Raw genomic sequence first — 18042 nt, forward strand, 5'->3', positions numbered from 1 at the left:
CGAAATAAATGTCCAATTTGTAAATTTACCCTGAAAGCTGTTTACTGTAAAACTTTTTTCAAGTAGAATAGGTGTAATTGAGAAAAGGGGTCTTTTTACATGAAATTCCTGCAAAAAATCGGCGCCGGCTTCGCCCGCTTCATGTATGGCCGCAACGGCATGGATCACTTGAACCTGGCCCTGGTGTGGATGTGTCTGATTGCCAGCCTGCTCTCCAGTTTGCTGCGCATCGGCATCCTCTACTATTTCAGCATGGCGCTCTGGTGCATTGCCATTTTTCGTATGTTTTCCAAAAACGTCTACAAGCGGCAGGAGGAAAACAGCAAATGGTGCTCTTTCTGGTTCGGTATGAAGTCCTCGCTCCGTGGCGCAAAAGAGCGCCGCCAGGACAAGGATCACAAGTATTTTGTCTGCAAAAACTGCAAAACCATCTGCCGTGTCCCCAGGGGGAAAGGGAAAATTGAGATCACCTGCCCCAAGTGCGGCGCCAAAATCCACGGAAAATCGTAACAGTAAAAGCGCCCGCCGAAATTGGCAGGCGCTTTTTTTGCAGCCGCCGCATACACTGTTTTGGGGGACCTTCCTCCCGCGCGGCCGGACTTCGCATGGCCGCCGGGCAGGGTTGCTCCCAATCGGCTGGGCCACTCACCTTGTTCAGCATTTGCGCCGCAGTGTGATCCCCTGGTCACAAGCCGGCGGCATACCGATCAAAAAACGCGCGGACCTGATTTCAGTCAGGTCCGCGCGTTTTTTGATGTCCGGCCCCCTCTTATACGGAAAAGGTATGAACCATCTTCCTAACAAGTATTGGACACGCAAAAAAAGTTGCACTATCCTATAGGAAAGTTAATTTTCCAGATAATTTTATTTTTAAAAGTTGCATATTTTGAATTAACCATTTGTTTAAACAGCTGTTTAGCAAGGGCCTTGCAAGCCCTGACAAGCGAAAAGGAGGAAGAACATATGAAAATGATCATCGGGGGCCAGAAGGTGGATTCTTCTGACGGCAAAACTATGAACGTGATCAATCCCGCCACGCAGGAGGTGATTGACACGGTTCCCATGGCCACGCGGGAGGACGTGGACCGCGCGATAGACAACGCCGTGCGGGGCTTCCACGAATGGTCGGCGGTTCCCCTGTGGCGCCGGATCGAAATCGCCCGCAGGTTCGTGGATCTGTGGGTGGAAAACGCGGATGAACTGACAGATTACCTGATCCGCGAGTGCGGCAAGCCCTACAAGGCCTCCAAGCGGGAGATCGAATTCTACACCAAGCAGTTCTTCGAGGAGTACATCGAGGCCGCCCGCTTTGTAGGCGGCGAAACCGTTCCCGTGGCCAACCGGGTCAACACGGAAAACCACCTGATCGCCACCGTTCGGGAGCCTCTTGGCGTGTTTGTGGGCTTCTTACCCTTCAACTATCCTGCCAGCCAGGTGCCCCACAAGGCCATGGCCCCCCTGCTGATGGGCAACTCCGTCATCCTGAAGCCCTCCTCGGAGACGCCTCTGGCCCAGATCCGCATGGTGGAGCTGTTCCTTGAGGCCGGCGTGCCGGCCAACGCCATCCAGATCGTCACCGGCAGCGGTTCCAAGATCGGCCCCTGGCTCTCCGGCGATCCGCGGGTGGCCATGGTCAGCCTCACCGGCAGCACGGAGGTGGGCATCGAGATTGCCAAGGAGGCGGCCAAACACCTGGCCCATGTGCAGCTGGAGTTGGGCGGCAACGATCCTCTGGTCATCCTGCCCGAGTGCGATTTGGACTATGCCGTGGAGGAGAGCGTCACCGGCCGCAGCCTCATCAACGCGGGCCAGGCCTGCTGCTCCACCAAGCGCTTTGTGGTCCCCAACACGCTTAAGGAGGAGTACCTCCGCAAACTGATTGCGGCGGTCAGGGACAAAAAGGTGGGCGACCCCGCCAGCGAGGAGACAGAGGTCGGCCCCGTCATCTCCGTGGCAAAGGCGGAAGAGGCGGTCCGGCATATCCAGCACACTGTGGAGCAGGGCGGTAAGCTACTCTTGGGCGGAGGGCGCAACGGCGCGTTCGTGGACGTCACCGTCATGGACGTCCCCAAGACGGCGGACACCGCAAAGGACCTGGAGCTGTTCGCCCCGGTGTACACGGTCATCGGCTACGATACCCTGGACGAGGCGCTGGAAATTGCCAATCAGACCTGCTACGGCCTCAGCTCCGGGGTCATCGGCAGCAATCCTCAGGAGATGCTCTACGTGGCCAAACGGCTTCAGGCCGGCGCGTGCATCGTCAACGGCAACAGCGACATGCGCACCTTTGACCAGCAGTTCGGCGGCTACAAGATGACGGGCATCGGCCGCGAGGGCGCCAAGATCACCCTGGAGGAGTGCTCTCAGGTGAAGACCCTTGTCTTTAAAAACCTCTATCAGTAATATCCGATCCAAGCGTGGCAGCTCCATCCCCATCGCACCCGGCCCATTTACATTGCAAAGGAAAGTGAGATGATCCCTCTATTTTTCTCCTGTCGGGCATATTGCCGTAAAAAGTGAAAATAGCCGTTGCATCTGCTTCCATCTTTGCGATGTTCATCCACATTCCTATCGTGGTTATACAGAAAGTGAGGATGCAATATGTCACTGAATTTCACTACATTGGATATCGTTGTTCTTGGTATTTACTTTTTCATTCTTGCAGGCATCATCTATCTGAGCTCCCGGGGCGCGAAAAGCGCGGAGGACTTCAACCTGGGCCACAACAAGTTCGGCACCTTGGCCATTATGGCCACCCAAGGCGCTTCCATGAAAGGCTCCGGCTCGCTGATCGGCTATATGGGCGGTGCCTGGACCAGCGGCGTGGGCGTGCTCTTTTCCAGCCAGTGCTATAACATCGGCGGCTGGGTCGCCATTTTGCTGGGTCTTGCCAGAAAGCTGAGAAAAGCCGCCGACTCCATCCACATCACCAGCTTGGGCGACATCTACTATCACCGCTATCATTCACAGAAGAACAGGCCCTTCACCTGCCTTGCCAGCGTGTGGCTGGCGCTGTCATTGATGGCCAGCCAGTGCGCCGCCATCGCCCTGCTGCTGCAGATGGCATTCGGCAAATACGGCCTCACCTACGGCCAGGGCGCCGTGATCGGCACCGTTGCCGTGCTCCTTTGCACCATCGCCGGCGGCCTGACCTCGGTTGTGTGGACGGATACCTTCCAGTGGTTCGTCATGACTCCGATGGTGTTCATCATCATTCCCATCTTCTGTGTCCTCAACGGCGCATCCCCGGAGAACATTCGGTCCACGCTGGATACAGCCCAGTTTTTTGACCTGCGCCCCGACATCTCCTGGCTGGGGTATCTGATCTCCGGTGTGCTCTCCTGCACGGTGGATATCACCTACCTGACCCGCTTCATCACCTCCAAGGACGAGCGGACCGCAGTCACCGGCTCCACCTATGGGTTTTTGTACACCACCATCTGGGCGGGCCTGGTGGTCTTCTTCGGCATTGCCGCGGCCATCATCGTCACCCCGGATATGGTGAGCAGCACCGATCAGGTCATGTACACCCTTTTGAACACGATTCTGCCCTCCGGCCTGATGGGCCTCTTTGCCGCCGCACTGCTGGCCACCACCATCTCCACCTTTGACTCCTACCTGCACGTGGGCGTGGTGGCCATCACCACCGACATGTCCGCCCTGTTCAAAAAGAAGGATTTGGGCGGCAGCATCAAATTCTCCCGTCTGATGACCCTGCTGCTGGCCGTGTTCTGCGTCATCTGGGTGCTGACCTCCCAGGGCATTGTGGCCATTTTGAATCTGGGCCTGAGCATCTATGCCGCCGCGGAGTGCGCGCCGGTGCTGGCCACCCTCTTCTGGAAAAAGTCCGACGAATACGCCGTGATCGTCGGTCAGGTCGGCGGAGCCCTGGGCTTTGTGGTGGCTCAGGTCATGGGCCTCACCCTCCCCATCCTCTGGGGCGTGGGCCTCTCCCTCATCCTGGTCGCAGGCATCTCCCTCATCCGCAACAAGACCAGCGACCTGCTGCCCGGCTTTGACGGCAAGGACGTGAAGGTTGTCCGCGGCCTGAAGCAGGACACCTGGATCATGCTGGGCGGCATCGTGGGCTGCGCCGGCGCCCTGATCCTCTCCGTGGGCATCGGCATGTGGGTCAACTGGGCCTGCATCGTCATCGGCCTTATCGTGCTGTTTGCAGGCGTCAAAATGATCTCCACCGGCGTTCCCAAGGAATCCGCCCAGTCTCCCGCCCAAAGCAGCACCTGACAGCAAGCTGCCGGCCGGTTCTTTCAGCCGGCCGGCAGCATCCCGAATCTCAAATCATAACGGACAACGGAGGAACTGATTGTGTCAATGCGAATTGAATCACACCCCGTTCTGGACTTCGCTCAGCGGCCGTCCTTCACCTTTTTATACAACGGCCGGGAAATCGAGGCCAAAGAGGGGGAGACCGTAGCCGCGGCGCTGTGCGCGGCCGGGATTTCCAAGCTTCGCGACAGCACCCGCTCCAACCGGCCCAGAGGGCTCTTCTGCGCCATCGGCGACTGCTCGTCCTGCGCCATGGAGGTCAATGGAATCAGCAACGTGCGCACCTGCATCACCCCGGCGGAACCCGGCATGGTGGTCAACACCATGGTGGGCGACACAAAGCTGCGGGATTTGGAAACCGCCATCCCCACACCCCGGCTCATCGAGGCCGACCTTGCCGTCATCGGCGGAGGGCCCGCCGGGCTGAAGGCGGCTCTTGCCGCCGCCGACTTAGGGGCCAGTGTGGTGATCGTGGATCAAAACTACATGTTAGGCGGCCAGCTGGTCAAGCAGACCCACAAGTTTTTTGGCTCGGTGGAGTACTACGCCGGGGTTCGGGGCGTACATATCGCCAAAGAGCTGATCAAGCGGGTGGAGGAGAATCCCCGTATCCAGGTCATGCTCAACAGCACCGTCACCGGCTTCCTTGAGGACCATCTGCTCCAGGTCAACGCCGGTCACGGGACCAAGCTCTTCAACATCTCCTGCAAAAAGACCGTGGTGGCCTGCGGCGCCAACGAGGTCATGTTGGGCGTACCTAAAAATGACCTGCCCGGTGTGTACGGAGCCGGCGCCATCCAGACCATCGTCAACGTCCACGGCATCCGGATCGGCAAACGGGTGCTGGTGGTGGGCGCGGGCAACGTGGGACTGATCCTGGCCTACCAGCTGCTCCAGGCGGGCATCGACGTGGCGGCGGTGGTGGAGGCTGCGCCTCAGATCGGCGGCTTCACCGTCCACGCCAACAAGATCCGCCGCCGGGGCATCCCCGTTCTCACCTCCCACTCCGTGGTGGCCATCAAGGGCGGGGACCGGGTCAGCTCCGCCACCATCGCCAAAGTGGACGGGAAGTTCCAGCCCATCCCCGGCACGGAACAGACCCTTGAGGTGGACACCGTGGCGCTGGCCGTTGGCCTTCAGCCCAACTACCGCCCCTGCAGCCAGGGCAGGTGCGACGTGGCCTATGCCCGGGAGCTGTGCGGCTTTGTGCCCATGCGCAACCGCTGGATGGAGACCAGCAAGGGCGATATCCTCACCGCCGGCGACTGTTCCGGCATCGGCGAGGCCACCACCGCCATGATCGACGGCGAGCTGGCCGGACTCCAAGCCGCCATTGCCCTGGGCTTTGGAACCGACGCGGCAAAAGCGCGCCAGGAGGAGCTCATCGCCGTGGGCCACGAGTTCCGCAGCGCCGGAAAGAAAGGCGCCATCATCTTGAAAGGATTGGAGAAGGTGAGCATCCATGAGTAACTGCACGCTTCCCCCGCTCGATGCACTGAGCGGCCCCCACGCCGTGGCCATTGTGGAATGCCCGGACTGCATTGCCTGCAATCCATGCAGCACGGTCTGCAAATTCGGCGCCATCACCACCGCGTCCGTGGAGGACATCCCGGTCATTGACTACGAAAAATGCAGAGGCTGCGGCATGTGCGTTCAGATCTGTCCCGGCCTTGCCATCTATATGATGCGCCTCAGCGGCGATAAGGCTGAGATCACCATCCCCTATGAATTTCTCCCCTTCCCCGGCCCAGGCGACACCGTGGATGTGCTGGACCGCGAGGGCAGGAGAATCTGCAAGGGCACCGTGCTGCGCACCATCTCCCGGGAGAAGTCCATCGGAGACACCCCCACGGTCACGTTCGAGGTCGATGCCGCCATGGCCGCCGAGGCCCGCGACATCTCCTTCGCCTGATGCGGAGAAAGGAGTGCGAATATGGATTCGAAAGACGTAATCATCTGCCGGTGCCACGACATCACCGAGCAGGACGTGCGGGACGCCATCCGCGGCGGGTTTGACGAGCTGGAGCTTCTGCGCCGCTATCTCCACCTGGGGATGGGGCCCTGCCAGGGCCGCGTCTGCATCAGCATGGTTCAGCGGATTTTACAGGAGGAAACCGGAAAGCCCATCGATCAGATCGGCTTCCCCACTGTCCGGCCTCCCATTTCCAATATGCCGGCAAAGCTGCTGGCATTCAAAGAGGAGGTGTCCAAGTGAAGACTGCGGAATACGTTGTGGTGGGCGGCGGCATCATGGGGATGTCCACTGCCTACAACCTGGCGAAAAAAGGCGCGAAAAACGTGGTGCTGCTGGAGCAGAAGTATATCGGCTACGGCTCCTCCGGCCGCAACGGCTCCGGTATCCGCCAGCAGTACGGCCGGCCGGAGCGCGTGGTCATGGGCCGGGAGGCGGTAAAGCTCTGGTGCGGACTCAGCGAGGAACTGGGCCACGAGTGCGGCTTTGTCCAGAGCGGATACGCCTACGCCCTCTATGATGAGGACTGGATCGACCGCTACAAGGGCTTTGCCGCCATGCACCGCTCCCTGGACGTTCCCACCCAGGTGATCTCCGCCCAGGATCTCAAGGAGATCGTCCCCCTGTTCAACACGGAGGGCGTCATCGCCGCCACCTACTGCCCCACCGACGGCAAGGCCGACCCCTTCGGCACCCTCTGCGCCTATATGATCGGCGGCAGACGCCTTGGCGTGGAGTACATGCAGTACACCCAGCTCTTAGGCGCCAGGCTGCTGCCGGGCGGGGACTGGCTTCTTGAAACCAGCAAGGGGCAGATCACCGCTGCCAATTTGATCGTCACCTCCGGGTCCTGGAGCTGTCTGATCGGAGACATGGTGGGCGAAAAGATCCCCGTGGTCCCCTATGTGGAGGAGGTCATGGTCACCGAGCCGGTGGAGCCGGACTCTATCAAGCCCCTTCTGAACCTGAAGTCTCCAAGGTACAACGACTTCTGGCTGACCCAGACCACCGTCAACGGCGGCGTCATCTTCGGCTGGGGCCACGCCCAGTTTGCCACCGACGACCGTCCCACCTATGACATGACCACCAGTCAGGCCTACGCCCAAATCGACGCCTGGAACCTGGTGCGGGCCTTCCCCTCCTTTGCAAACGTCAACATTGTCCGTCACTTCTCCGGCTTCTACGACGTGACGCCGGACCGGGAGCCCATTCTCTCCCGGATCGGCTCCAATCGCTTCTACGCGGGCCTGGGCTGCTCTTTTATGCACGGCCCCATCGGCGGCCAGGCGCTGGCGGAGCTGATCCTGGACGGGAAGATAACCTGTGTCTCTGAGGAATTCTGCAGCATTGAGCGGTTCAAGCATCCCGTCGAAATTGTGGCGTACTGATTTCTTTTTTCCTCACACCCCTTGTCTCTCTCGCCCCTCCTCTCTCCCTCACGCCCCTTGTCTCTCAGGGGCGGCCTCCAAAAAAATTCCCGAATGCATCTGCATTCGGGAATTTTTTCACACACTGAGCGCAAAGGCGCGCCTGCCTGGTGCGCACCCGCTGCAGTGGTGGCATTTTCTCAGCTTTCCTGGTATGCTGGATCAAGTGTCCGGACCCGCACCACAGCGCACAAAAAGTCAAGCGCAATTTCACCGAAGCTGATAGACTCATTGATACGGAGGGACTTGGAATATGGATTGGATTACAGGGATCCAGCGGGCGCTGGACTACACGGAGGCGCATCTGACGGAAAAAATCGACTACACCGCGGTGGCGAGGCAGGCCTGCTCGTCCACATTTCACTTCCAGCGGATGTTCACCATGCTCTGCGGGTTTTCGCTTGGCGACTATATCCGGATGCGCCGCCTGTCCCTGTCGGCGGAGGAGCTGACACGCACCGGCGGCAAGGTCGTCGACATCGCCCTCAAGTACGGCTACGATACCCCGGAGAGCTTTTCCCGGGCGTTCACGCGCTTCCACGGCATCTCCCCCACCGACGCCCGGCGGGGCGGGACTGTCAAATCCTTTTCCAGGCTGTCCGTAAAATTAATTCTATCGGGAGGCAGCACCATGGACTACAGAATTGAGAAAAAAGAGCCGTTTCAGCTCATCTGTAAAAAAAAGCAGGTCACAAAGCCCCAGGGGGAAACCGCCGCAGCGGATATCTCGCCCTTCTGGGCCCAGTGCCAAACCGACGGCACCATCGAGGAGCTCTGCCGGTGCGGCCGGTTTGACACCTTCGGCGGGATTCTTGGAGTCTGTTTTTCCAGCGAGATGGCGGAGTCCGGATTTCCCTACGGCATTGGCGCGGAGTACGGCGGCGTCCCCTCCAGTGCCAAGGGGCTGGACATTTTGGACATCCCCGCCCACACCTATGCGGTCTTTCAATGCAGAGGCAGGATGCCCGACGCGTTCACAGAGGCCTACCGGCGGATTTGCACGGAGTTTTTCCCCCAGAGCAACTATGTCTATGGCAACGGAGTCGAACTGGAGGTCTATCCTTCCGCCGAAGTGCAGGACCCCAACTACACCTGCGAGATCTGGATTGCCGTCAACGAAAAGGAGCAGCGCTGACCATGCCGGAGCGCGGCAGCAGCCGGAGCTCATAAGTGCTTGGAGGCAGGGACACGTGAGTTCACGTGTCCCTGCCTCCAATTGGCGCATCTTACCCGTCCCCGGCTTTCCGGCGCACCAGATTGATGAACTTCTCCATATTGGGCGTACAGGAGTCAAACTTGTTCCACACCATCACCCATTTGTAGTCCTCCTGGCCAAACCGGATTTCCCGATAGTTGAAAACCTCCTGATCGATCAGCTGGATCCCCGATATGGGGCAGACCACCACGCCCTGCGCCGCCCTCATGAGGAAGATGGCGCTGGTCAGAGTGGTCCAGGTGGCGGAGAGCCAGGGAGACACCCCCCAGGCGTTGAGCCAGCGGATGATATCGCCTGTCTGGAGGTTGTTGGCCGGAAGGAGCAATGGCAGGTCCGCCAGTTCCGCCTGGGTGACCGGCCCCGTCCGCTCTGCCAGGGAGCTGCTCCTTGGAAACAGCACCACCCAGGGCTCCGCGTCCAAAACCACATGCTGGTAGAGGGCCATGGACACCGGCTCCTTTACAAAGGCGATCTCCAAAAGGCCCTTGTTCAGCCGCTCCAGCAGCTCCGCCGAGGTCCCGGCGCTCCAGGTGTGCAGCATGATCTCCGGGTTCTCGCCGCGATACTCTGCAATCCATCCCGGCAAAAAGGAGACGGAGACCGATTCCAGCATGCCGATGCTGAGGGTCCCTCTGGTGGCGTTCCTGATCTGGCGCATCTCCCCCACCGTCTGATCCATAAGCCTGGTGATCTCGTAACCCCGGTTCAGAAGGTACCGGCCGGCGTCGGTGAGATACAGCTTTTTCTTCCTCCGCTCAAAGAGGTCCACACCCAACTCCTCTTCCAGCTGCCGCAGCTGACGGCTCAGGTGCGGCTGCGCGATATTCAGCTTTTTCGCCGCCTTGGAGATGTTCTCCTCCTCCGCAATGGCGATAAAGTGTTCCAGCTCCCGTTTGTCCAAGGTCTTTCCCTCCTGCCGCTAAGCACATTGTGCCGCTCCACACTACAGCTCAGTATATAACAATTTTCTCTCTCAAACAACAAAGATGGAATACTATTTTTCGTCCGGATGAGAAACGCTCCCCTCGCGCTGCCGCGCGGAGGGGAGCGTCGCTTATGAAATTCTATGCGTGGGAATACATCGTATGTGCCTTACAAAACTTTTGCAAGAAAGCTCCGTAGCCGCTCGCTCTCAGGGTGGTCAAAGAGCTGGCGGGGCTCGTTCTGCTCCACGATGTGGCCCTCATCCATAAAGAGGACCCGGCTGCCCACCTCGCGGGCAAAGCCCATCTCGTGGGTCACCACCACCATGGTCATGCCCTCCCTGGCCAGCTGCTTCATGACCTCCAGCACCTCGCCCACCATCTCCGGGTCAAGGGCCGAGGTGGGTTCGTCAAAGAGCATGAGCTTGGGCTTCATGGCCAGGGCACGGACAATGGCGATGCGCTGCTTCTGCCCGCCGGAGAGCTGGTTGGGATAGGCGTCGGCCTTATCTGACAGGCCCACCCGGCCCAGCAGTTCCACCGCCTCGGCGTCCGCCTCCTCCGGCTTCATCAGGCCGGTACGGACCGGGGCCAGGGTGATGTTTTTCCGGATGGTCATATTGGGGAAGAGATTGAAATGTTGGAACACCATGCCCATCTGGCGGCGCACTTCGTCGATGTTGACCTTGGGATCCGTAATCTCGCTGCCGTCGAAGGTGATGGTGCCGGCGGTAGGGGTCTCCAGCAGGTTCAGACACCGCAGGAAGGTGGACTTTCCGGACCCGGAGGGGCCGATGATCACCACTTTTTCACCAGGTGCGATGTGCTCGGAGATGTCATCCAACACAAGGTGGTCCCCAAAGGACTTGGAGAGGTGTTTAACGTCGATCACTTTGACGCAGCCTCCTTTCCAGCTTGCCCAACAGGTAGGTGAAGATCATCACCAGCACCAGGTAAATGGCGGCCGCCCCGAAGAGGGGGAACATCTGCTCATAATTGCGGTTGGCAATGCCCCTGGCGGCGTATAGAAGCTCCTTGCCGCCGATGACGGTGAGCAGCGAGGTATCCTTGAGCAGCATAATGAACTCGTTGCCTAAGGAGGGGAGAATGGCTTTGACGGCCTGGGGAATGACAACAAAGCGCATGGTGTCAAAATAGTTCAGCCCCAGGGAGCGGCTGGCCTCCGCCTGTCCGCCGTCCACAGCCATCAGCCCGCCCCGGATGATCTCAGAGACGTAGGCGCCGGAGTTGATGCCCAGGCCGAACACACCCACAGCGGTGGCGTTGCGGCTCCAGGTGAAGACCACAAACATCCAGATCATCAGCTGAAGCATCATGGGCGTACCCCGGATCACCGTGACATACACCTTGGCCGCGGCGTTAAAGAGTCCCAACACAGGGTTGCGCCGGCCGGGACGCTGCTGATCATGGGCGGTGCGGATGATCGCCACCAAAAGCCCCAGCGCCACGCCCAACAGCAATGCCAGGGCGGTGGCCAAGAGAGTGGTGCCCACTCCGGTTATGTACTGCTGCCACCGGTCCTCCTGCAAAAAGGCCCGGTAGAACTTCAAAAAGAAGTCCTGCCAAGCGGTGAGGTCCCCGGCCGCAATGGCGGAATACTGCGAGAAGAGTTGCTCCATGAGGCTGCTCCTTTCCTTGGTGGAATGGGAAAAAGGGCGGCGCTTTGCCGCCCCTTTTTACGGTGCGATTATTCCGCGGCGATGTACTTATCAAGGATGGCCTGGACGGTTCCGTCCCCGATGAGCTCGGCCAGCGCGCCGTTCACAGCCTCCACCAGAGCGGTGTTGCCCTTGGCGAAGCCGATGGCGTAGTCCTCAAGGGCGTACTCTGTGTCCAGAATGGTCAGGCCGGCGTTGGCGGCTACAAACTCCTTGGCGGGGGCGTTGTCGATGACCACGCAGTCCACCTGGTCGTTCATCAGGGCCTGGACCGCGGTGATGCCGTTGTCGTAGGGCACCACATGGTCGGCACCGTAGTCGTCGGTGCAGTAGATGTCGCCGGTGGTGCCGCGCTGGGTGCCGATGAGCTGATCGCCCAGGTTGTCCAGGGTCACATCGGAGCCCTCTTTGACAATGATGACCTGAATGCCGGTGGCATAGGAATTGGAGAAGTCCATAACGGCCAAGCGGTCCTCATCCACGGTCAGACCGGCCATGCAGATGTCGCTCTTGCCCTGCTGGACAGCAGTCTGAGAGGCATCGAACTCCATGTCCTCAATGACCAGCTCCAGCCCTAACTTCTCCGCGATGGCGCCGGCGATCTCCGGGTCAATGCCGATGATCTGGCCGTTGTCGTCGGTCATCTCATAGGGAGGGAACGCCGCGTTGGTGGACATAATCAGCTTGCCGGACTCCACAGTGGTGAAGGACGCTCCGCCGGAGGCGGAGCCGCTGCCGGAGGCGGAGCCGCTGCCGGAGGCGGAACCGCTGCCGGAGGCGGAGCCGCCGGCGCTGGAGGAGCCGCTTCCGCTGCTGCCGCAGGCGGCCAAAGACAGGACCGTCAGCACGGCCACCATAACTGCAAGAAACTTTTTCATCTCAATCTTCCTTCTTTAAAACTCAAATTTGTACGCCTAAAAAAGGAAGCGTCCTTGTCGGAACGCTTTCTTTAGGAGCAAAACTAAGGATAGCATTCCGGGGTTGCAAAGTCAATAGTTTGCCGGAAAAAGATGCATAAATATTTGCATCGATTCAGTTCGTTCCAGTGGCATTCTATATAAATTCCAAGGGTTTTTCTGTATTTTCCCATGTTTTATACTGCAAAAATGAATATCTATTGAATATTAATCCGCATTATGCATACAAAAAAGGAGGCCGCGGCCTCCTTTTTCTTCACTCAGTGCACGGCCGGGAGTTCCGGCAGCTTGTATTTGTTCAGATAGCTCTGGACGTTGGTGGTGAATTCCTCGCCGGTCTTGATATCCTGAAGATAAGCGTGGGGATTCAGCCCGGTCTGCTCCGTCTCCAACACACAGATGGCCAGGTTGGAACAGTGGTCGGAGATGCGCTCGTAATTGGTCAGCAGGTCGTTGAGCACAAATCCTAACTGTATGGTGCATTTTCCCCGCTGGAGTCGGTTGATGTGGCGCATCCGGATCTCCTCGATCAGCTGGTCGATCACCTCTTCCAGCGGCTCCACTGTGGAGGCCATGGCACAGTCGCTGGTCTCAAAGGCCTTAACCGTCAAATTGAGAATCTCCACCAAGGCGTCGGTGAGCACCTTCAGCTCCGCGTTGGCCTCATCGGAGAAGGTGAGCTGCTTTTCATGGAGCTCCCTGCCCGCCTCCATGATGTTGAGGGAGTGGTCGCCGATGCGCTCAAAATCCCCAATGGAATGGAGCAGCTTGGAGGCGGAGCGGCCGTCGGCCGCGGAGATGCCCTTTCGGGACGCCTCCACCAGATAGCCGCCCAACCGGTCCTCGTAGATATCTAATTTGTCCTCGTTTTCCGTAATCGTGGCGTCCCGGGCACTCTGATAGTCAGAAAGCTGGTCAATGGCCATCAGCACATTGTCCCGGGCCAGCTCCCCCATCTGAATGGCCAAGCTGCCGCACTCGGCCACGGCAACGGCGGGAGTGCGGATCAGCAGCGGATCCAGGAAGGCCACCGTGTCGGTGCCGGACTCGCTGCGCACCAGGATGGTTGCCAGCTTTTCCAGCTGGTGGGCAAAGGGCAGCAGTATGGCGGTCGTCGCCACATTAAACACCGTGTGGCAGAAGGCCACACCCACCGCGTCGATGGGCGCGTCCACAAACTCAAACCGGACGATGCCGTGGGCAATGTAAAAGATCGCCAGACAAACCACTGTGCCGATCACATTGAAGGAGATGTGGACCGCCGCCACGCGGCGGGCGTTGCGGTTGACGCCGATGGAGGAGAGCAGGGCGGTGACGCAGGTGCCGATGTTCTGTCCCATGATAATGGGGATGGCCATGCCGTAGGAAATGCTCCCGGTCAGGGCCAGCGCCTGCAAAATGCCCACAGAGGCCGCGGAGCTCTGAATGATGCCGGTGAAAACCGCGCCCACCAGCACACCCACCAGCGGGTTGCGGAAGGCCGTCAGGATGCTGGCAAACTCCGGCATGTCGGCCAGCGGGCTGACCGCGTTTTTCATCAGGTCCATGCCGTACATGAGCACGGCAAAGCCCAGCATGATCCGACCGATGTCCCGACGCCGCTGCTGTTTCGAGGACATGAGCAAAATTACGCCGGCCAGGGCCACAAGCGGTGAGAAATTCTCCGGCTTGAGCATTTCCACCAGCATATTTTCACTTTGGATGCCGGTCAGGGACAAAATCCACGCCGTCAGCGTGGTTCCGATGTTGGAGCCCATGATAACGCCGATGGTCTGCCCTATCTCCATAACGCCGGAGTTGACCAGACCCACCAGCATGACCGTCATGGCGGATGAGGACTGGATGGCAATGGTGATGCCCGCGCCTAAAAGCAGGCTTTTCAATGGGTTGGAGGTCATCTGTTTCAAGGTGCGCTCCAGCCGGCCGCCGGCCATTTTTTCCAGGCTGTTGGACATGGTGTTCATTCCGTACAGGAAAAACGCCAGCCCTCCGCAGAGGGAAAAAATAGAGAAAATATCCATGTGCTCTCCTCGCGTTCTCATTTGTTCCGGGACATCCCGTTTGATTTCCTGTTAAACCGCATACAAATTTATTATACGATAAAATGGGGAAAAGGAAAATCTTTTCTTGCGGAAAACTTGCGGAAACTTGTAGAAAACAATCTGGTTTTTTCTCCGCTTTTCAGTCAGGTGCACAAAGCGGCCGGAGCATATGCGCACAGACGCTATTCTCCCGATTCGGCCGCCGCCTTCAACGCCTCCCGATCTTTCACCCTGTTCAGGACATGCATTTTCCTGTGGCAGTTGGGACACAGGGCCACCGTGTTGTCAATCGTGTCGCTGCCGCCCCTTGAAAGCCATACCACATGGTGGGTCTCCAGATAGGGGGCGCCTTCCCTGTCCGTAAAAGGGGCTTCCTTTCCGCAGAGCTGACAGCATCCCTTTGCCCTGCGCTTTGCATATTCTGATACAAAGGCATTGCGGTCGTATGCATTGGTGCTGACGGTCCGCCCCTTTGGCTGCTTCGTCTGTTTGGAGAGCGCCTTTTCCCTCAGCTGCGCATCGGAAAGGTTCTTTGTCCGACGCTCGTCGCCCCTGTATTTTCTCCTTAGAACATCCTGCGGAAGCGGGCGGCTTTCCCTGGGCCTGTAGGGCTCCCGGACCCCCCAGATCCCCCGGCCCTTGCCCTGCGCGGAATAGAAGATATCCTCTTTTCCCGCAAATGCATCCGAATCGCTGGAAAAGCGCTCAATGGTACTTCTTACGGCTGCCGTCCAATTTTGATTCTCTTCAAAATCCATAATCCGGCGCTCTTGAATCTTTTGAAAAATCTCATCGTAGTGCGCCTGTCCCCCCAGTTCACAGAGCGCGTCGATGATTTCCTCCCGCCATTTTCTTGGCTGTGCCATACAGCGTCTCCCCCTTCCTGTTCAGTTGAATTAAGTTCAGTTTATCACAGTCTTCGACTTCTTACCATATGGGAAGCGCCCTCCAAAGCGCACATTTGCAAAAAAACCGCCGCAAGCGTAAGTTCGCTTGCGGCGGTTTGGCGGAGAGAAAGGGATTCGAACCCTTGAGACCTTTTAAGGGTCTACACGATTTCCAATCGTGCGCCTTCGACCAGCTCAGCCATCTCTCCAAGGCTTTGCGCTCGATGCAGCAGAGATAATTATACCAAAGATTTTTCTGAAGTCAATACAAAATCAGCACTTTTTTCAGAATGCCCCCGTGTATAGTGTAATTGCATTAAGTCGACAGGCTTTTTGCAGTTACACTTTTTTATTTTTCCCCAGAGAAAGGACGGTGAAAACGTGGCTGAATGTTACAAAAGGATCGAATATCCGGACCGAAAGGCGATCGCGGCCCTTTACGCCGCCGGCGCGAAGGCTGGACAGATCGCAAAGGAAATCGGCGTCGCCCCCCGCACCATCTACGCCGAACTGAAGCGCGGCCGCGAAGGGGACAAGCTGGACAAGAACTTCCGGCCGTCCTACGACGCGGACCTGGCCCAGAAGCGCGCCCAGGAAAGCCTTCGCCGGTGCGGCCGGAGGAAAGGAGGGCCGGCAGAATGACCCCCAGAGCAAGGCAACGGCGAACGCGCCGGAGAATCCGAAACGCGGCCAGTCTTCTTTCCCTGGTGGCCTTCCTGGCGCTTCTGGGAAGCGTCGGAGCCGTCGAACAGGACCTGGTCCCCCTTCTCCCTGGCGCGATCCGAATGTTCGGCTTCCTTCTGATCTGGGCCGGCCTTCTGGCCGTCGCCGGAGCCTTCGACACCACCGAAGGAAGGAGGGAACGGAGAAGATGAAGTACACGGCGACCCTGTCGCCCGTTCAGGTCGGACAGGCCGTGAAGGCCCTGGTCCTTCTGGGCGAAAAGAAGATCACGATCGAAGAAACAGAAAAGGACCGTTTCGTCGTCACCACAACAACCGAAACGGCCCATTCCAAAAAGGTTAAGTGAATCATATCACGGAAAGGAACGGTTTTCAATGCCTAAATTGAATTTTTATGATACGGACGCCGTGAAGGCGTTTCTGCTGAACACCCTGGTCGAGAACAAGGAAGTCCGCGAAGACGTCGACTTCGAGCGCCGGCAGTCCCAGACCTGGTTCACCCAGTATCAGGCCCAGAAGGGCCGCGCCGAAGCCGCTGAAGCGAAGATTGCCGCCGCGGTGTCCACCCTGACCGTCACCCTGGACGCACGTTCCGCCGGCACCGTCACCGCCGAAGACGTCGACCAGGCGATCACCGACGCCCTGGCCCTTCTGACTGGGAGCCTGAAGACGGAAGGGGGCGCCACGAAATGACGAACACACTGTACGAGATCAGCGCCGACTTCCTGGCCGCCCTGGACGCGATGGAGGTCGACCCCGACACCGGCGAACTGCTGAACGCCGACCAGCTTGACGCCCTTTCCGCCGCCTTCGACGAAAAGGCCGAAGCGACCGCCCTTTACATCAAGAACCTGACCGCCTTCGTCGGCAACGTAAAGGCGGAGGAAGCCGCCCTGGCGGAGCGCCGCAAGACCGCCGAAAAGCGCGTCGAGCGCCTGAAGGACCTTCTGGCGTCCTCCATGCTGTCCGTCGGCCGCGACAAGGTCGAAACGGCCAGGACGAAGATCGGCTTCCGCAAGTCCACCCAGGTTCAGATCGACGACGAAGGCGCCCTTCCCCCTGACTTCGTGATGACCACCGTCACCACGAAGCCGGACAAAACGGCGATCAAGAAGGCGATCCAGGCCGGACAGGCCGTCGCCGGCGCTGTCCTGGTCGAGAACCAGAACCTTCAGATCAAGTAAGGAGGAATCAGCGTGAAGGACTTCAACATTCCCCTTCTGACGGCTGAAGACATCGACTGTCGCGTCCAGTCCGTCAGCAAGGCGAAGAACGGCACGGTCGGCGCGGTCCTTCTTCTCTACAAGGACGCCCGTGTCGATATGCGAATCCTGGACCAGGTCTTCGGCCCTGGCAACTGGCAGAGGACCCACGAACTGATCAACGGGAACCTGTTCTGTACGATCGAAATCTGGGACGACGAAAAGGCGGCCTGGGTGAAGAAACAGGACGTCGGCGTCGAGAGCAACACGGAGAAGGAAAAGGGACAGGCGTCCGACGCCTTCAAACGTGCCGGCTTCAACGTCGGGATCGGCCGCGAACTGTATTCCGCCCCTTTCACCTATGTCGAACTGAACGACGGTGAATGGAAGGTCGAGAAGGTCCAGGGCCGCGATGTCTACCGCACCTATCCGAATGTCAAGTTCTCCGTCACGAAGATCGGCTACAACGACCGCCGCGAGATCGTGGACCTGACGATCGTCGACCGCTTCGGGAACGTCCGCTTCCTGTGCGAAGGCGGTGTCCAGAAGAAGGTCAACCAGGGCGGCCAGGGAAGCCGCCAGGGCGCGCAGAGCGGCCGACAGGCACAGACCCCGCCCCCCGCGGCGCAGACGTCCCAGGCGGCCCAGAGAGCGCCACAGGGCGCCCCTTCTCCCGCTATCCCCGTCGGCGGTGCTGTCTGCCCCGTGTGCGGCGGCCCGATCAGCGACGCCGAACGCGACTATTCCCTTCGGAAGTACGGCCGCGAACTGTGCCGCAAGTGCCAGCGCAACGCGTGAAAGGTGGTG

The 18042-nt window shown here is 59.0% G+C and carries 20 protein-coding genes and 1 tRNA gene; 14 read left to right on the top strand and 7 right to left on the bottom strand.

What is annotated here, in order from left to right; genetic code table 11:
* Positions 1-99: 99 nt before the first annotated feature.
* The 8 genes from KQI82_RS15135 to KQI82_RS15170 all read left to right on the top strand — a co-directional run bounded on the left by KQI82_RS15135 (position 100) and on the right by KQI82_RS15170 (position 8821).
* Entirely contained in the window at positions 100-510 is a 411-nt protein-coding gene (locus tag KQI82_RS15135) for a hypothetical protein (RefSeq protein ID WP_216633512.1), read from the top strand.
* 453 nt (positions 511-963) lie between these two features.
* The gene (locus tag KQI82_RS15140; protein WP_216633513.1) at positions 964-2403 is read left to right on the top strand and encodes an aldehyde dehydrogenase family protein; all 1440 of its coding nucleotides are present in this window, start codon (positions 964-966) and stop codon (positions 2401-2403) included.
* A gap of 219 nt (positions 2404-2622) precedes the next feature.
* Positions 2623-4245: a sodium:solute symporter family protein gene (locus KQI82_RS15145; protein WP_216633514.1), complete on the top strand. Its 1623-nt coding sequence runs from the start codon at positions 2623-2625 to the stop codon at positions 4243-4245.
* An 87-nt stretch (positions 4246-4332) separates the two neighbouring features.
* Complete coding sequence (locus KQI82_RS15150; protein ID WP_216633515.1) at positions 4333-5757, top strand: FAD-dependent oxidoreductase; 1425 nt, start codon at positions 4333-4335, stop codon at positions 5755-5757.
* On the top strand, positions 5750-6199 hold the full coding sequence (locus tag KQI82_RS15155) for a 4Fe-4S binding protein (RefSeq protein WP_216633516.1): 450 nt from the start codon (positions 5750-5752) through the stop codon (positions 6197-6199). Before KQI82_RS15150 ends, KQI82_RS15155 begins: the two co-directional genes overlap by 8 nt.
* A gap of 21 nt (positions 6200-6220) precedes the next feature.
* On the top strand, positions 6221-6502 hold the full coding sequence (locus tag KQI82_RS15160; protein ID WP_216633517.1) for a (2Fe-2S)-binding protein: 282 nt from the start codon (positions 6221-6223) through the stop codon (positions 6500-6502).
* Positions 6499-7647: an NAD(P)/FAD-dependent oxidoreductase gene (locus KQI82_RS15165; protein WP_216633518.1), complete on the top strand. Its 1149-nt coding sequence runs from the start codon at positions 6499-6501 to the stop codon at positions 7645-7647. Before KQI82_RS15160 ends, KQI82_RS15165 begins: the two co-directional genes overlap by 4 nt.
* Before the next feature lie 292 nt (positions 7648-7939).
* Complete coding sequence (locus tag KQI82_RS15170; RefSeq protein ID WP_216633519.1) at positions 7940-8821, top strand: AraC family transcriptional regulator; 882 nt, start codon at positions 7940-7942, stop codon at positions 8819-8821.
* A 91-nt stretch (positions 8822-8912) separates the two neighbouring features.
* On the opposite strand, the gene KQI82_RS15175 is transcribed toward KQI82_RS15170, so the two are convergent.
* The 7 genes from KQI82_RS15175 to KQI82_RS15205 all read right to left on the bottom strand — a co-directional run bounded on the left by KQI82_RS15175 (position 8913) and on the right by KQI82_RS15205 (position 15559).
* Positions 8913-9803, bottom strand: a complete 891-nt coding sequence (locus tag KQI82_RS15175) for a LysR family transcriptional regulator (protein WP_216633520.1) — start codon at positions 9801-9803, stop codon at positions 8913-8915.
* Positions 9804-9994: 191 nt separating this feature from the next.
* The gene (locus KQI82_RS15180) at positions 9995-10717 is read right to left on the bottom strand and encodes an amino acid ABC transporter ATP-binding protein (RefSeq protein WP_216633521.1); all 723 of its coding nucleotides are present in this window, start codon (positions 10715-10717) and stop codon (positions 9995-9997) included.
* Entirely contained in the window at positions 10704-11465 is a 762-nt protein-coding gene (locus tag KQI82_RS15185) for an amino acid ABC transporter permease (RefSeq protein WP_216633522.1), read from the bottom strand. The genes KQI82_RS15180 and KQI82_RS15185 overlap by 14 nt, the downstream gene beginning before the upstream one ends.
* A gap of 68 nt (positions 11466-11533) precedes the next feature.
* The gene (locus tag KQI82_RS15190; protein ID WP_216633523.1) at positions 11534-12382 is read right to left on the bottom strand and encodes an ABC transporter substrate-binding protein; all 849 of its coding nucleotides are present in this window, start codon (positions 12380-12382) and stop codon (positions 11534-11536) included.
* Positions 12383-12681: 299 nt separating this feature from the next.
* Positions 12682-14442, bottom strand: coding sequence for a Na/Pi cotransporter family protein (locus KQI82_RS15195; RefSeq protein WP_216633524.1), 1761 nt, complete (start codon positions 14440-14442; stop codon positions 12682-12684).
* Positions 14443-14645: 203 nt separating this feature from the next.
* On the bottom strand, positions 14646-15329 hold the full coding sequence (locus tag KQI82_RS15825) for an HNH endonuclease (RefSeq protein WP_216633525.1): 684 nt from the start codon (positions 15327-15329) through the stop codon (positions 14646-14648).
* Between the two features lie 138 nt (positions 15330-15467).
* A tRNA-Ser gene (locus KQI82_RS15205) sits at positions 15468-15559 on the bottom strand.
* A 172-nt stretch (positions 15560-15731) separates the two neighbouring features.
* On the opposite strand from KQI82_RS15205, the gene KQI82_RS15210 reads away from it, so the two are divergent.
* The 6 genes from KQI82_RS15210 to KQI82_RS15235 are packed head-to-tail and all read left to right on the top strand — an operon-like array spanning position 15732 to position 18033.
* Positions 15732-15992, top strand: a complete 261-nt coding sequence (locus KQI82_RS15210; protein WP_338148995.1) for a helix-turn-helix domain-containing protein — start codon at positions 15732-15734, stop codon at positions 15990-15992.
* On the top strand, positions 15989-16225 hold the full coding sequence (locus KQI82_RS15215; protein ID WP_216633526.1) for a hypothetical protein: 237 nt from the start codon (positions 15989-15991) through the stop codon (positions 16223-16225). The genes KQI82_RS15210 and KQI82_RS15215 overlap by 4 nt, the downstream gene beginning before the upstream one ends.
* The gene (locus tag KQI82_RS15220; protein ID WP_021751110.1) at positions 16222-16380 is read left to right on the top strand and encodes a hypothetical protein; all 159 of its coding nucleotides are present in this window, start codon (positions 16222-16224) and stop codon (positions 16378-16380) included. Before KQI82_RS15215 ends, KQI82_RS15220 begins: the two co-directional genes overlap by 4 nt.
* Positions 16381-16408: 28 nt before the next feature.
* A complete protein-coding gene (locus KQI82_RS15225) occupies positions 16409-16726 on the top strand; it encodes a hypothetical protein (RefSeq protein WP_216633527.1) in 318 nt (105 codons plus the stop codon).
* On the top strand, positions 16723-17217 hold the full coding sequence (locus tag KQI82_RS15230; protein WP_216633528.1) for a siphovirus Gp157 family protein: 495 nt from the start codon (positions 16723-16725) through the stop codon (positions 17215-17217). The genes KQI82_RS15225 and KQI82_RS15230 overlap by 4 nt, the downstream gene beginning before the upstream one ends.
* Positions 17218-17229: 12 nt before the next feature.
* On the top strand, positions 17230-18033 hold the full coding sequence (locus tag KQI82_RS15235) for a hypothetical protein (RefSeq protein WP_216633529.1): 804 nt from the start codon (positions 17230-17232) through the stop codon (positions 18031-18033).
* Positions 18034-18042 lie beyond the last annotated feature (9 nt).

Origin of the sequence: Dysosmobacter acutus (genome assembly GCF_018919205.1) — a bacterium.
Lineage (GTDB): Bacteria > Bacillota > Clostridia > Oscillospirales > Oscillospiraceae > Oscillibacter > Oscillibacter acutus.

Bases quoted from the DNA above. Each gene is read 5' to 3' on its own strand.
- KQI82_RS15160 (WP_216633517.1), top strand. From the start codon at position 6,221: ATGGATTCGAAAGACGTAATCATCTGCCGGTGCCACGACATCACCGAG.
- KQI82_RS15230 (WP_216633528.1), top strand. From the start codon at position 16,723: ATGACGAACACACTGTACGAGATCAGCGCCGACTTCCTGGCCGCCCTG.
- KQI82_RS15190 (WP_216633523.1), bottom strand. From the start codon at position 12,382: ATGAAAAAGTTTCTTGCAGTTATGGTGGCCGTGCTGACGGTCCTGTCT.
- KQI82_RS15225 (WP_216633527.1), top strand. From the start codon at position 16,409: ATGCCTAAATTGAATTTTTATGATACGGACGCCGTGAAGGCGTTTCTG.
- KQI82_RS15185 (WP_216633522.1), bottom strand. From the start codon at position 11,465: ATGGAGCAACTCTTCTCGCAGTATTCCGCCATTGCGGCCGGGGACCTC.
- KQI82_RS15155 (WP_216633516.1), top strand. From the start codon at position 5,750: ATGAGTAACTGCACGCTTCCCCCGCTCGATGCACTGAGCGGCCCCCAC.
- KQI82_RS15195 (WP_216633524.1), bottom strand. From the start codon at position 14,442: ATGGATATTTTCTCTATTTTTTCCCTCTGCGGAGGGCTGGCGTTTTTC.
- KQI82_RS15150 (WP_216633515.1), top strand. From the start codon at position 4,333: ATGCGAATTGAATCACACCCCGTTCTGGACTTCGCTCAGCGGCCGTCC.
- KQI82_RS15220 (WP_021751110.1), top strand. From the start codon at position 16,222: ATGAAGTACACGGCGACCCTGTCGCCCGTTCAGGTCGGACAGGCCGTG.
- KQI82_RS15170 (WP_216633519.1), top strand. From the start codon at position 7,940: ATGGATTGGATTACAGGGATCCAGCGGGCGCTGGACTACACGGAGGCG.
- KQI82_RS15215 (WP_216633526.1), top strand. From the start codon at position 15,989: ATGACCCCCAGAGCAAGGCAACGGCGAACGCGCCGGAGAATCCGAAAC.
- KQI82_RS15140 (WP_216633513.1), top strand. From the start codon at position 964: ATGAAAATGATCATCGGGGGCCAGAAGGTGGATTCTTCTGACGGCAAA.
- KQI82_RS15135 (WP_216633512.1), top strand. From the start codon at position 100: ATGAAATTCCTGCAAAAAATCGGCGCCGGCTTCGCCCGCTTCATGTAT.
- KQI82_RS15825 (WP_216633525.1), bottom strand. From the start codon at position 15,329: ATGGCACAGCCAAGAAAATGGCGGGAGGAAATCATCGACGCGCTCTGT.